Raw genomic sequence first — 12,983 nt, 5'->3', positions numbered from 1 at the left:
TTAGCTTGGCAAGAATTCAACCTAGCATAGAAAAGGTAGGATCGAGAGATGGTCGAAGATCAGCATCCGTCGATGGGCGCACGCCGCGCGTCGATCGACCCCGACCTCGTCGACCTGCACGGACTCGCCGAGGGCGACATCGCACAGGCGTTCGATGTGATGGAGGCGCTCGCAGATTGGCAGAGCGCAGCCCGAACGCTCGCGGAGCTCTCCGCCCGCTACATGCATCTCAACGAGACCGATATGCGGGCGATCCGCATGATCATGCGGGCGCAGCAGCGCGGAGAGATCGTCACCCCGAAGGACATCGCCCACGGTGTCGGCATCTCCAGCGCGTCGACGACGAAGCTCATCGACCGACTTGTCGACGGCGGACATCTCGTTCGCACGGCCCACCCATCAGATCGCCGCACGACCCGGATCCGCGTCACCGCGTCCACTCGGCGGGTCGCGCGAGAGACGGTCGGCCGGCAGCACGCACGCCGCTTCGCCGCCGCGGCCGCGCTGTCGGGCGGCGAGCGCGCCGCGGTCATCCGCTTCCTGAAGTCCCTGACCGAGGCCGACGCGCCGCAGGGACATCTCCTCGATCCGCCAGAGGGTTCCGGACGCTGAAGGCTCTAGCAACCGACCATCACGATCCGTCCAGCCGCGGGTACCTCACCGTCGAATGCCATGGAGACGGCGCACGCGGTCATCGGATCCGCTCCGCTCATCGCCTGTACGTGGAGGTGTGGCTCGGTGCTGTTTCCCGAGTTGCCGCACTCGGCGATGCGCTCGCCGGCCCGGACCACGTCTCCGCGCACCGGGAGCACGCTGCCACGTCGCAGGTGGCAGAGGGCGATCACCACCCCCGGATCAGTCGAGATGAGCACGTGGTTGCCGGCGAGCCCCTCCCATCCCTCGGTGAGGCGCCGTCCCTGGGTCAGCGCATATGACATCGATGTGAACCCGCGATACGCGGGATGATCCTCGAACGCGTCGACGGCCGACACGACGCGGCCGTCGACGGGCGCGACGATCGGACGCCCGAAGCCGGGGAACGATCCCGGGTCCTCGGTCCAGAACAGCGTCCGCACCGTGACCGGCGCCGAACGCCCGTCTGCGCCTACGGGCACGAAGTCGATCGCGTGGGCGGATCCGAATCGCGCGGTGCCGTGGCTCGGCACGCGATCGGCCGGACTGTTCTGAACAAGCCAGCGGCCCGAGAAAGGGTAGGAGACATCGATCGTGGTCGATGCCGCCCAGGAACCCGTCATGGCGCCAGCCTGCCGGACGCCGGGCGCCGCGTCGATGGGCTCACCCAGACTTCCGGCGTGCACCTCCCGGCTCAGCGCGTCGCGTGCCCCGTGATCGGGGTGCGGAGCGCGCCGAGGCGCTCGACCTCGACCTCGACGACGTCGCCGTCCCGCAGCAGCCACTCGGGGTCGCGCGCGTAGCCGACGCCCGAGGGGGTGCCCGTGCAGAGGATGTCTCCGGGGCGCAGCGTGAACGTCTGCGAGATGAGGGCGAGCGTCTCACCCGCCTCGTAGATCTGGCGGTCGGATGTCGACTCCTGCACGACCTCGCCGTTGACGCGCGTCGTGAGGCGCAGGCCGTCCCGCAGGTCCCCCGCCTCGTCGGCGGTGACGAGCGGGCCGATGGGGCCGGAGCGGTCGCCGTTCTTGCCGAGGATCCACTGCGATGTCAGCTTCTGAGCGATGCGCGAGGTGAGGTCGTTGAACGTCGAATAGCCGAGGATCGCGGCACGCGCCTCATCCGCCGTCGCTTCGCACAGGTCGGCGCCGACCCACGCGGCGATCTCGCCCTCCCAGTCGAGGCCGCGCTCGTTCGCGTTCGTCGGCGCGCTCACGCCGCCCGCGACGAGCGATCGGGTCCAGCGGGCGAAGAGAGTCGGATACGGCGGGTGCTCGACCTCCGCGAACGATCCCTCAGCGATGTGATCGCGGTAGTTCAGCCCGATGCAGATGACGCGCGCCTCGGGCAGCACGGGCGGCACGACGCGCGCTCCGTTCTCGCCGCCGACCTCGACTGCACGTCCGTCGGGCGCGGACATCGCGGCGCGCGGATCCGCCCAGAACACGCGCAGGGGCGCGATGAGCTCCGCCCGGCCGACGGTCGGCGTGTCGAGGCCTCCGACGGCCGCCGCCCACACGCCGTCTTCGATGCCGGCCGCGCCGACGAGATCCACTCCGATTACCCGCATGAGACCACCCTGTCGCTGAGGAGGCCCGCGCTGTTGCGCGGACAAAGTACTTAAACATTCATACCTTATGCGTCTATAGTGGGGCACATGACAGTGACGTCGCATCTCGATCAGCTCTCGGTCGCCGCGCCGCGCTCGCGCGCCGAGCAGCTCGCCGACACGCTCCTCGCCCACATCCAGGAGCGCTCCCTGCGCCCCGGCGACCGCCTCGGAACGCTCGACGAGATCCGCGACGAGGTCGGCTTCGCCCGCACGACGGTCAGCGAGGCGGTGCGCCTGCTGCGTGAGCGCGGGATGCTCGAGATCCGTCCCGGCCGCGGCGGCGGCCTCTTCATCGCCGCCGAGACCCCCGTCGTGCGGATGCGCCACACACTCCTGACGGCGCGCGGATCCGCCGACGCGGTGCGCGACGCGATCCAGCTGCGCGAGGCGCTCGAGGAGCCGATCGCGCTCGGCGCCGCCGAGCGCTGCCGCGAAGCCGACGCCGCCTCTCTCCGCGCGGCCGTGCGGGCGATGGCCGAGCCCGGCATCGGGTACGAGGAGTTCCTCCGCCGCAACTGGCACTTGCACGAGCTCATCGCGGAGCTGGCCCCGAACGCGATGATGAGCGCCGTCTACATCAGCTGCCTCGGGTATCTCGAACGCAGCGAGCCGGCGTACGGCGACTCGGATCTCGAGGCGGCGTACATCGCGGACCGCGCGGCCGTGCACCGCGATCTCGTCGAGGCGATCGCGGACGGTGACGCCGCCGCGATCCGCCGGGCCGTGCGCTCGCACGACCACCGCGACGAGGACGCGCGATGAGCTTCCGCGACCACCTCTTCCCCGCGGACCACCCACGGATCGCCGAGCTGCGCGGGCTCGACGCCTACGCGTATGCCCCCGTCGCGCGCCACGACGACTTCACGGGCGACCTCATCGCAGGCTGGAAGGCCCTCTACGACGAGCCGTTCTCGGGCGTCACCTCGGACGGCGCGCTCATCCCCGGCCTCTACGAGCTGCGACACCCGAACCCCGGGGACGCCGCCCCGGACGCCGCCATGGTGGCGGCCGCCGAGCGGCTGCTCGCCCTGCTCGACGACGACGCCCGCGCGCGGATCCTCCACCCGATCGACTCGCGCGAGTGGCAGCACTGGGCCAACCCCGAATTCCTGCAGTTCGACACGGGGCTCCGGCTCGAGTTCCAGCCGCCGGCGGTCCGCGAGGCGTTCCTCGATCTCGTCGACGCGAGCCTCAGCACCCGCGGCGCCGACGATGTGCGCACCATGATGCGCATCAACGGCTTCCTCGGCGACGTCGTCGGCCTCCCGGGCATCATGAACGAGTTCTCGTACAACGTGTCGCTCTACGGCACGCCGGGACACGAGGATCCCTGGGGATGGCAGCTGTTCGGGCACCACTGCGCCGTGAACTGCGTCGTGATCGGCGGCCAGATGGTCGTCTCGCCCGTCTTCCTCGGCGCCGAGCCGAACGAGATCGACGAGGGACCGCACGCCGGGACCGTCGCCTTCACGGAGCGGATCGCCCTCGGCCGGCGCGTCATGGCCGAGCTGACCGACGCGCAGCGCGCGGACGCCGTCGTGCACGAGAGCATGACGGACCTGCCCGCGGGCCGGCTGCACCCGGGCGACGAGCGGCACCTCGCCGGCGCCTTCCAGGACAACCGCGTCATCCCGTATGAGGGCGTGCGCGCCGATGAGATGTCGGCCACGGCGCGCGACGCCGTCCTCGCCCTCGTCGCGGACTTCGTGTCCATCCTCCCCGACGGGCCGGCGCGGCTGCGCATGGCCGAGATCCGCGCCCACCTCGACGAGACCTGGTTCTCCTGGATCGGCGGGACAGGCGAGACGGATCCGTTCTACTGCCGGGTGCAGAGCCCCGTCGTGATCGTCGAGATCGACCACCACTGCGGCGTGTTCCTCGCGAACGATCAGCCTCAGCCATTCCACATCCACACGGTCATTCGCACGCCGAACGGCAACGACTACGGTCGCGAGCTCGTGCGCCAGGCCGGACACGCGCACTAGCGCACGAGAGAAGGGCTCGACGTTGAGCACTCCGCACACCACCTCCGCCGCGACGACGAAGCGGTCGTCGCTCGGCATCTTCCTGCTCTGCTGGCTCGCGATCGTGGGCGACGGCTACGACCTCGCGGTCTACGGCGCCACGCTCCCCGGGTTCCTCGGCCCCGACAACTGGGGCGTCACGCCGCAGCAGGCGGGGCTGGTCGGATCCATCGCTCTCGTCGGCATGCTCGTCGGCTCGCTCGGATCCGGCATGCTGTCCGACCGGATCGGGCGCCGGCGCGTGCTCGCCGCCTCGGTCATCACCTTCTCGGTGTTCATGCTCGCGTGCGCCGTCGCGCCCGACTTCACGTGGTTCGCGGTGTTCCGCCTGCTCGCCTGTCTCGGCATCGGCGGCCTGCTGCCCGTGGCCGTCTCTGTCGCCAACGAGTTCGCCCGCCCCGAGCGGAAGTCGATCGCCGTCGGGCTCGTCCTCACGGCGCCGGCCGTCGGACTCCTGCTCGCCGCGACCGCCTCGATGAACCTGCTGCCCGAGTTCGGCGTGCGCCCGGTCTACGCGCTCGGCGGCCTCGCGCTGGTTCTCGTGCCGTTCCTGCTGAAGGCGATCCCCGAGTCGCCGACCTTCCTGCGCGCACAGGGGCGCACCGACGAGGCCGCGCGGATCGCCGAGGCGTACGGCCTCCCCGCCGACGCGCAGTCCACCCGCACGATCCGCACGGCCGATCGCGGGCGCATGTCGGAACGCGTGGCCGCGCTCTTCGGCGGCGGCATGGGCGGGGCGACCGTGCTCATCTGGGCCGCCTGCATCATCAGCCTGCTGACGATCTTCGGCCTGACGACCTGGCTGCCGCAGATCATGCGCGAGTCCGGCTTCGGCACGAGCGCCGCGATCGCCTTCCTGCTCTGGTACTCACTCGGCGCGATCGTGGGCACCATCATCGGATCGATCGTCAGCCAGCGCACGTCGCCGAAGCTCGTCATGGGGCTCGGCTTCCTGTCCGCGACGATCGCGCTCGGCGCCCTCCTGCTCGGGGTGACGGGGTGGCCGCTCATCGTCGCGGTCGTCCTCGCCGGCTTCGGCGGCATGGGCACCCAGAACATGATCAACGACCACGTCGCGCAGTACTACCCGGGTGACATGCGGGCGACGGGCCTCGGCTGGGCGCTCGGCATCGGCCGCATCGGCGCGATCGCGGGGCCCTACTACGGCTCGCTCGTGATCGGATCCGAGGGCGCGATCGCCTCGGCCGCCATCGCCTTCGGCATCCCCGCTGCGGTCGGCGTCGTCATCACCCTCCTCCTCCCCCGACGTCGAAAGGCCCCGCGCGCGTGAACGCCTCCCCCACGGAATCCCCCCTCGCGGCGCTCCCCCGCGAGATCCCCGTCCTGATCGCGGGCGGCGGGCCGTCCGGTCTCATGATGGCTCTCGACCTCGCGCGGCGCGGCGTGCGCTCGCTCGTGGTCGAGCCGCGCGTCGACGTGGATCCGTTCCGCCCGCGCGCGAAGACGACGAACGCCCGCACCATGACGCTGCTGCGCGGGCTCGGGCTCGCCGACCGGCTGCGTGCCGTGGCGCCGCTCGACGCGGAGTACTCGGAGGACGTCGCCTTCTGCACGGGCCTCGACGGCTACGAGCTGCGGCGTTTCCGGCACGCCTTCCAGCTGTACCGCGACGGCTTCGCGCACTCGCCGGAGACCGGCCAGCAGGTGCCTCAGCCGACCGTCGAGCGCGTGCTGCGTGAGGCGGTCGACGAGGATCCGCTCGTCACCGTCGCATACGGCCTGCGGGTGCGCGAGGTCGAGGACCCGGACGCGCCCGTCGCGATCATCGAGGAAGCGGGCGCCGAGACGGGCGCCCCCTCCCGCCGTGTGCGCGCCGAGTTCCTCGTCGGCGCAGACGGAGGCGCCTCGGCCGTGCGCCGATCCCTCGGCATCCGCCTCGACGGCACGTCGGCGCCGCGGCCGAACTTCAACGTCGTGTTCCGCTCGCGCGCCCTCGTCGAACGCGTCACGATCGCGCCCGCCGTGCAGTTCTGGGTCGTCGGCGAGGTGTCGGGCATGATCGGCCAGCTCGACCGCGACGAGCTGTGGTGGACGATCGTGCAGGGCGTCGACCCGGACGAGTGCACGGATCCCGAGGGGCTCGTGCGCCGCCTCGCCGGAGTCGGCGACGACATCGACGTCGAGGTGCTCGGCACGGATCCGTGGACGGCGCGCATGCTGCTCGCCGACGCGTACGACGCGGGGCGCGTGTTCCTCGTCGGCGACGCCGCGCACCTCAACCCGCCCTTCGGCGGACACGGATTCAACACCTGCGTGCTCGACGCCCTCAACCTCTCGTGGAAGCTCGCGGCCGTGCTCGGCGGCTGGGCGGGCGGGGAGCTCCTCGACTCGTACGAGGCGGAGCGTCGCCCCGCGGCGCGCCGCATGCTCGACGTCGCCGCGCACAACACGCGGCACCTCGCGTATACGTTCGCGGCCCCCGACCTCGCCTCCCCCGGCGCCGAGGGCGACGCGGCCAGGGCCAGGGCGCACGAGAGCCTGGCGGTCAAGGCGGCTGAGTTCCATGCCGAGGGGCTCGTGCTCGGATACAGCTACCCGGACAGCCCGCTGCACCAGCGGGGCGACGCGGGCGCGGAGCCCGACGCGGTCGCCTACCGGCCGTCGGCCGCGCCGGGTCACCTGCTGCCGCACCTCTGGCTCGACGACGGACGCGCGGTCTACGACGCGCTCGGCCCGGACTTCACGCTCCTGACGCTCGGCCTCCCGGCGCCGGCCGGGCCGGGCGCCGCGCACCTGCGCACCGTCGAGATCGACGGCGACGCCCGCGAGCGCGCGCGGGAGCTGTGGGGCGCGGGCTGCGTGCTCGTGCGCCCCGACCAGATGGTCGCCTGGCGCGGCGAGGATCCGAACGAGGCATACGATGCGCTCAGCAGGGCGCTGCGGACGATGGAAGAGGTGGCGTGATGGACAGAGGATCGCTGGACGGTGTGCTGGTCGTGGACCTGTCGCGGGCGCTCGCCGGCCCGCACGCGGGCCAGATGCTCGGCGACCTCGGGGCGCGCGTGATCAAGGTGGAGGCGCCGGGATCCGGCGACGACACCCGCTCATGGGGGCCGCCGTTCGTCGAGGGATCCGACGGGGCCGAGCACTCGACGTACTTCCTGTCGTGCAATCGCAACAAGGAGTCGATCGCCCTCGACCTGAAGTCGGACGACGGCCGCGCCGTGCTGACGGAGCTGCTCGCGCGCGCTGATGTCGTGATCGAGAACTTCCGCACGGGCGTCATGGACCGCCTCGACTTCGGCGCCGCGGCGCTCGCCGAGCTGAACCCGCGCCTCGTGCAGCTGTCGATCACGGGATTCGGCCACGACGGCCCCGAGGGCGGTCGCGCCGGGTATGACCAGATCGTGCAGGGCGAGGCCGGGCTCATGTCGCTGACGGGATCCGCGCCCGACGATCCGCAGCGCGTCGGCACGCCGATCGCCGATCTGCTCGGCGGGATCCACGGTGTCGTCGGCGTGCTCGCGGCGCTGTACGAGCGCGAACACACCGGTCGGGGGCGCGTCGTGCGCACCTCGCTGCTCTCGTCGATCGTCGGCGTGCACGCGTTCCAGGGAACCCGCGCGACCGTCGCGGGCGAGACGCCGCAGGCGCAGGGCAACCACCACCCGTCGATCGCGCCGTACGGCCTGTTCCGCTGCCGCGACGGCGCCGTGCAGATCAGCGTCGGCAGCGACCGCCTGTGGCAGGCCTTCTGCGCCGAGTTCGGGCTCGACGCGGCGGCTCCCGGCCTCGCGACGAACGCGGAGCGCGTGGCCCACCGCGGCGAGACGATCGCGTTCGTCGAGGCGGCGTTCGCGGATCACGACGCCGAGCCCCTGCTCGCGCGCCTCGCGGGCGCGGGGATCCCCGCGGGCAAGGTCCGCGGACTCGACGAGGTGTACGCGTGGGATCAGGTGCGCTCTCAGGGGCTCCTCGTCGACGTCGACCACGCGGCTCTCGGCGAGATCAGCCTGCCGGGGCCCGTGCTGCGCTTCTTCGACGGCGACGGCGGGAACGAGCGCGTGCGGAGCGAGCATCTGGCGCCGCCTGTGCTGGATCAGCACGGCGACGCGATCCGCTCGTGGCTGGCAGAGGGCGAGGCGGCGCGATGAGCGCCCCGCGGCGCACCTCGGCCGCCGAGCTCATCGCGCTGATCGCCGACGCCGGAACCCACCGCTCGTGGGACACGGCGCCGGCCGAGCCGGATCTCGGCGACGCGTACCGCGCGGAGCTCGCGGCGGCGGCGGAGAAGGCGGGCGTCGACGAATCGATCGTCACGGGCGAGGCGCTCGTCGACGGCCGCCGCGTCGCGCTCATCGCCTGCGAGTTCGCGTTCCTCGCCGGATCCGTCGGGATCGCGGCGGCGGAGCGCTTCGTGGCCGCGATGGAGCGCGCGACCGCCGAGGGCCTCCCCGTGCTGGCGTCGACGGCGTCGGGCGGCACGCGCATGCAGGAGGGAACGGTCGCTTTCGTCGCGATGGTGAAGATCGCGGCGGCCGTCGCCGCCCATCAGGACGCGGGGCTGCCGTATCTGACCTATCTTCGGCACCCGTCGACGGGTGGGGCGCTCGCGTCATTCGGATCACTCGGGCAGGTGACGGTCGCCGAGCCCGGCGCCCTGGTCGGCTTCCTCGGGCCGCGCGTGTACGAGGCGCTGTACGGCGAGCGGTTCCCGGAGGGAGTGCAGTCGTCGGAGAACCTCGCCGCGCACGGCGTCATCGACGGCGTGCTGCCGCCCGAGGGTCTGCGCGACGTGGTGCGGCGCACGCTGCGGCTGCTCGAGCGGCCGACGCACGCCGAGCTGACGGCGCGGGCGGCGGATCCGGGATCCGCGGGCGAGGATCCGCCCGGCGCGACGGACGCGTGGGCGGCGATCACCCGCACGCGCGACCGGCGCCGGCCGGGCCTGCGGCAGCTGCTGCGCCACGCCGCGACGGACGTCGTGCCGCTGTCGGGAACGGGGCAGGGCGAACGCGATCCGGGCCTCGCGCTGTGCCTCGCGCGCTTCGGCGGGATCCCGTGCGTCGTCGTCGGGCAGGATCGCCGCACGCAGCGGGCGCACGCTCCGCTCGGGCCCGGGGGCCTGCGGGCGGCGCGGCGCGCCATGCACCTCTCGGAGGAGCTCAAGCTCCCGCTCGTCACGGTGATCGACACCCCGGGGGCGGCGCTCTCGCAGGAGGCGGAGGAGGGCGGCCTCGCGAGCGAGATCGCGCACTGCCTCGCCGACCTCGCGACGCATCGGGGCGCGACCCTCTCGGTCCTGCTCGGCGAGGGAACGGGCGGCGGGGCGCTCGCGATCCTGCCGGCCGATCGCACGCTCGCGGCTGAGCACGCCTGGCTGTCTCCCCTGCCTCCCGAGGGCGCGTCGGCGATCGTCCACCGCGACACGGCGCACGCACCCGAGCTCGCCGAGCAGCAGGGCGTTGCATCGGCGCGGCTGCGCGCGGCGGGCATCGTCGACCGGATCGTCGCAGAGCGCCCCGACGCGTCCGCCGAGCGCGAAGCGTTCTGCGTGCGGATGGGCGACGCGATCGCCCAGGAGCTCGCCGCGCTGCAGCTGATGCAGCCCGACCGCCGCCGCGTCCTCCGCCACGAGAGGTATCGGCGGCTGGGATAGCGCGCACCAGACGCCGTCCGGTATCCCGGATCCTTGACGCCGCGTGTGGAAATCGATACGTTTCAACCCGTTGGTCGATCCATCGTGTGGATGCGTTCGCGCGATCCGGCCGCGCTCGGATTCGACGACGAAGTTGAATCGTTCTATCGATACACGAGGCTCGAGGAGGAGCATCAGTGATCCGATCCATCATGCGCAGAATGGCCGCCGCGGCGGCGGTCCTGCTGACCATCGGCACGATCCAGGCGGTCGGCGCGTCGCCCGCGACGGCGGCCACATGCGGCGGGGGCGATGCCGTCGTGACGGGCAGCCAGTCGTCCGGCTTCACGACGACCTATCACGGCCAGACCGTCTACGCGGGCGATCTGTACATCGTCGCGATCTGGGAGGCGATCGGCGCGCTCGACCCGAACCGGACCAGCCAGGAGAAGGTCTCGGTGATGGCGAGCGGGTGGATCGGCGACAACGCGATCGACCTGCCGAGCCGCACCGCGTTCGAGGTGTGCGGCACGATGGGCGTCGGCTACAGGGCCGGGAAGGGCGCCGTGCAGGCGATCGGGGTGACGGATGTCTCGGTGCCGCACATGAACATGACGGGCAACCCCTACTTCGGCATGCGCATCGCCGATGCGCACGGCCTGCACCTCGGCGACGTGGACATGAATCTCGACAGCGGGCTCGGGATCCGCTTCGAGCGCGACCTGCCCGGCAGCACGGACGTGACGATGGACGACATCTATGTCGAGGGCGCGAGCAGCCACGCAGTCGAGACGTGGAACATCGATGGCTTCAGCATCGCGCGTGTGACGGCGCGGGACGTCGGCGAGTCGGGCCTGCTGATCCAGAACTCGACGAACGGCTGGGTCGGCACGGTCGACGGTGAGAACGTCGGCACGGGGACGGGATATGCGACATTCCGTATGGCGAACAACAATGGCCAGGAGGCCGACGGCGGGTACGACACGAACATCTGGGTCGACAACGTCATCTCCCGCGGCGGTGGGCGCGGCGTGTTCTGCGTCTCGCAGTCGGGCGGCGTGGTCATCAAGAACGTCGACCTGGCGAACAACGGCAGCAACGCGATCCTCATCGAGAACTGCTACAACGTCTCGATCCGCGGCGGCACCGTGAACGGCGGCGGCGAGGTGCGGGTCGCGGCGCGCAGCGAGTTCCCCAACACGCGCGATGTGTGGGTCTGGCTGCGCGTCGACAACACGTCGGTGCGCGAGTCGCCCTGCGGTGTGAACGTGAACTGGAGCATCACCGGCAACGCGTCGGTGAACGTCTGCTGAGTCGCGTCAGGGGCCGTCTCCGCGTGCGGGGGCGGCCCCTCCAGCACCCTCAGTTGATCGGCCGGCGGGCGAGGGACTGCTGGAATCGGAGGAGGTAGCCGTCGGGGTCTGCCACGAGGAACTGCCGGACGCCCGCCTCTTCGCCATCGCTGACGCGGTACCACTTCTCCTCCGGCGCCATGAACAGCGGGTGGCGTGCTCCTCGCAGTGCTGCGAGGATCGGGGCGATGTCGGGAACGCTGATCTGGAAGTTGATCCCCCGGCCGAGCGGCGGACCCAGGGGCGCCGTGATCCAGTTGCGACCGACCCCGTGCTTCTCCAACATGACGTGCGCGGAACCGCGGGTGAGGTACGCGAACCCCTCGTCGGGTCGCTCGTAGGCGATCTCGAACCCGCAGACCCCGCACCAGAAGGCGATGCTCCGTGAGACATCGCTGACGAGCAGCTCGGGCACCAGCGCAGGGTCTGTGTCGGGAGAGGTCATCGTCCCAGCGTGGCATGGCAGGCGCGGCACACGGCACGTCAGGCGCGGCGCGGGCACGGCGGCGCGGGCACGGCGGGGCCGGGGCGCGGGCACGGCGGGCGGGCGCGGCGCGGGCACGGCGGGGCGCGGCACAGCGCGGCGCGGCGGGCGCGTAGCGCGGGCGCCTGAGGCCCGCGAGGCACGGACGCAATGGGCGACACATGCGAGGGCGCCGGTCATGGCCGCTCGAACCACGCGGGCTCGTCCAGCTGGTCCCACCATCCCGCGGCGGGGTCGGTGATCTTCCCGCTGGCGATCGCCTCGCCGAAGGCGAGCTCGTGGAGCTCGTCCTCCGTGAGATCGTTCATCAGCGCCTCCATCCGGGCATCGTCGCGCTCCTCGTCATCGTCGCGCCTGTCCTGCGCCCGGGCCTGCCGGAGCTTCCGATTCCGATCATCGCGACCGGCATCTTCGACGCGCTTGGCCGCGAACGCCTCCGCCACGCGGGCCCGCGCGGTGATCGAGCGCATCATGTCCCGCCACGGATCACCGGCCGGCACGTCCCCGGTCGCCTCGTCGACGTGCGCGTCGCCAGGCTGCGTGTCGCCGTCCTGCGTGTCGCTGGGCTCCACATCATCAGGCTGCGCGGCGCGATCTCGCACGGCGTTCCCGTCCGGAATGGGATCCTCCGCCGCGCCGTGCGCGCCCTCGCCGCCCGGAACGCTCTCAGGGATGTCCTGGAAGAACACCCGCCCCAACGGCTCGTCGCGATACACCCGCCCGGCAGGACTGGTCCACTCCAACACCCCGCCCTCCACCTGTCTCAGACCCCACCCCGAGTTGTGCTTCATCACGTGATGCGGCTCACACAGATGCGCCATATTCGAGATCTCCGTCAGCCCACCGCGGGCGTACTCCCGCGAATGATCGATATCCGCCCTCCGCGCGGGCGTGGTGCACCCCGGGAACCGGCACGTCACATCCCGCCCGATCAACGCCCGTCTCTGCGCCGGTGACGGCCGATACCTGTCCACCGCGATGACCCGTCCCGACTCCGGCCGGACGAACAGCCTGTCCCACCCGGAGGCCCCGCCCGCCACGCGCCGCGCCGCGTCGGGGGCGATGATCCCGCCCTCATCGACCCTCGCCGTCCCGGCATCCGGATCGAGGATCTGCGAGGCCGGGATCGTCACCTGCACCGCCGCCTGGATCCGGTCCAGCCCCACCCCGGTCCCGGAAGCATGCAGCTCGTGCCCCGTCGGCGCCGAGGTGAGGAGGATGTCGGCGAGGATGTCCACCCGCAGCTGATCCATCGACCGCAGATCCGTGGCCGCCACCA

The 12,983-nt window shown here is 71.8% G+C and carries 12 protein-coding genes; 8 read left to right on the top strand and 4 right to left on the bottom strand.

Translation table 11 applies throughout. From position 1 onward, the window contains the following. Positions 1-48: 48 nt before the first annotated feature. A complete protein-coding gene (locus tag GB932_RS13035; RefSeq protein ID WP_231916187.1) occupies positions 49-612 on the top strand; it encodes a MarR family winged helix-turn-helix transcriptional regulator in 564 nt (187 codons plus the stop codon). Positions 613-617: 5 nt separating this feature from the next. Here GB932_RS13035 and GB932_RS13030 read toward each other — a convergent pair whose 3' ends face one another. After that, positions 618-1,256: a M23 family metallopeptidase gene (locus GB932_RS13030; protein ID WP_156761135.1), complete on the bottom strand. Its 639-nt coding sequence runs from the start codon at positions 1,254-1,256 to the stop codon at positions 618-620. Positions 1,257-1,327: 71 nt separating this feature from the next. Beyond that, the gene (locus GB932_RS13025; RefSeq protein ID WP_156761134.1) at positions 1,328-2,203 is read right to left on the bottom strand and encodes a fumarylacetoacetate hydrolase family protein; all 876 of its coding nucleotides are present in this window, start codon (positions 2,201-2,203) and stop codon (positions 1,328-1,330) included. An 87-nt stretch (positions 2,204-2,290) separates the two neighbouring features. On the opposite strand from GB932_RS13025, the gene GB932_RS13020 reads away from it, so the two are divergent. The 7 genes from GB932_RS13020 (at position 2,291) to GB932_RS12990 (ending at position 11,181) form a co-directional block, all read left to right on the top strand. Then, the gene (locus tag GB932_RS13020) at positions 2,291-3,007 is read left to right on the top strand and encodes a FadR/GntR family transcriptional regulator (RefSeq protein ID WP_156761133.1); all 717 of its coding nucleotides are present in this window, start codon (positions 2,291-2,293) and stop codon (positions 3,005-3,007) included. Further along, positions 3,004-4,230: a DUF3500 domain-containing protein gene (locus GB932_RS13015; protein WP_156761132.1), complete on the top strand. Its 1,227-nt coding sequence runs from the start codon at positions 3,004-3,006 to the stop codon at positions 4,228-4,230. The genes GB932_RS13020 and GB932_RS13015 overlap by 4 nt, the downstream gene beginning before the upstream one ends. Before the next feature lie 22 nt (positions 4,231-4,252). Beyond that, positions 4,253-5,560 carry an MFS transporter gene (locus GB932_RS13010; RefSeq protein WP_156761131.1) on the top strand — a complete coding sequence of 436 codons (1,308 nt, stop codon included), beginning with the start codon at positions 4,253-4,255 and terminating at the stop codon, positions 5,558-5,560. Beyond that, complete coding sequence (locus tag GB932_RS13005; RefSeq protein ID WP_197517478.1) at positions 5,557-7,194, top strand: FAD-dependent monooxygenase; 1,638 nt, start codon at positions 5,557-5,559, stop codon at positions 7,192-7,194. The genes GB932_RS13010 and GB932_RS13005 overlap by 4 nt, the downstream gene beginning before the upstream one ends. Then, positions 7,194-8,384 carry a CaiB/BaiF CoA transferase family protein gene (locus tag GB932_RS13000; RefSeq protein ID WP_156761130.1) on the top strand — a complete coding sequence of 397 codons (1,191 nt, stop codon included), beginning with the start codon at positions 7,194-7,196 and terminating at the stop codon, positions 8,382-8,384. The genes GB932_RS13005 and GB932_RS13000 overlap by 1 nt, the downstream gene beginning before the upstream one ends. Next, a complete protein-coding gene (locus GB932_RS12995) occupies positions 8,381-9,889 on the top strand; it encodes a carboxyl transferase domain-containing protein (RefSeq protein ID WP_156761129.1) in 1,509 nt (502 codons plus the stop codon). The genes GB932_RS13000 and GB932_RS12995 overlap by 4 nt, the downstream gene beginning before the upstream one ends. A gap of 176 nt (positions 9,890-10,065) precedes the next feature. After that, positions 10,066-11,181, top strand: a complete 1,116-nt coding sequence (locus tag GB932_RS12990; RefSeq protein WP_197517477.1) for a right-handed parallel beta-helix repeat-containing protein — start codon at positions 10,066-10,068, stop codon at positions 11,179-11,181. Between the two features lie 49 nt (positions 11,182-11,230). On the opposite strand, the gene GB932_RS12985 is transcribed toward GB932_RS12990, so the two are convergent. Continuing rightward, complete coding sequence (locus tag GB932_RS12985; RefSeq protein WP_156761128.1) at positions 11,231-11,665, bottom strand: bleomycin resistance protein; 435 nt, start codon at positions 11,663-11,665, stop codon at positions 11,231-11,233. Between the two features lie 215 nt (positions 11,666-11,880). Beyond that, positions 11,881-12,983, bottom strand: a 1,103-nt coding sequence (locus GB932_RS19265; RefSeq protein ID WP_197517476.1) for an HNH endonuclease signature motif containing protein, incomplete at its 5' end; no start/stop codon positions are given.

Origin of the sequence: Microbacterium karelineae (genome assembly GCF_009745985.1) — a bacterium.
Classification (GTDB): domain Bacteria; phylum Actinomycetota; class Actinomycetes; order Actinomycetales; family Microbacteriaceae; genus Microbacterium; species Microbacterium karelineae.
Note: the sequence above shows the minus strand (reverse complement) of the source record. Positions and strands in the feature narration are given on the sequence as shown.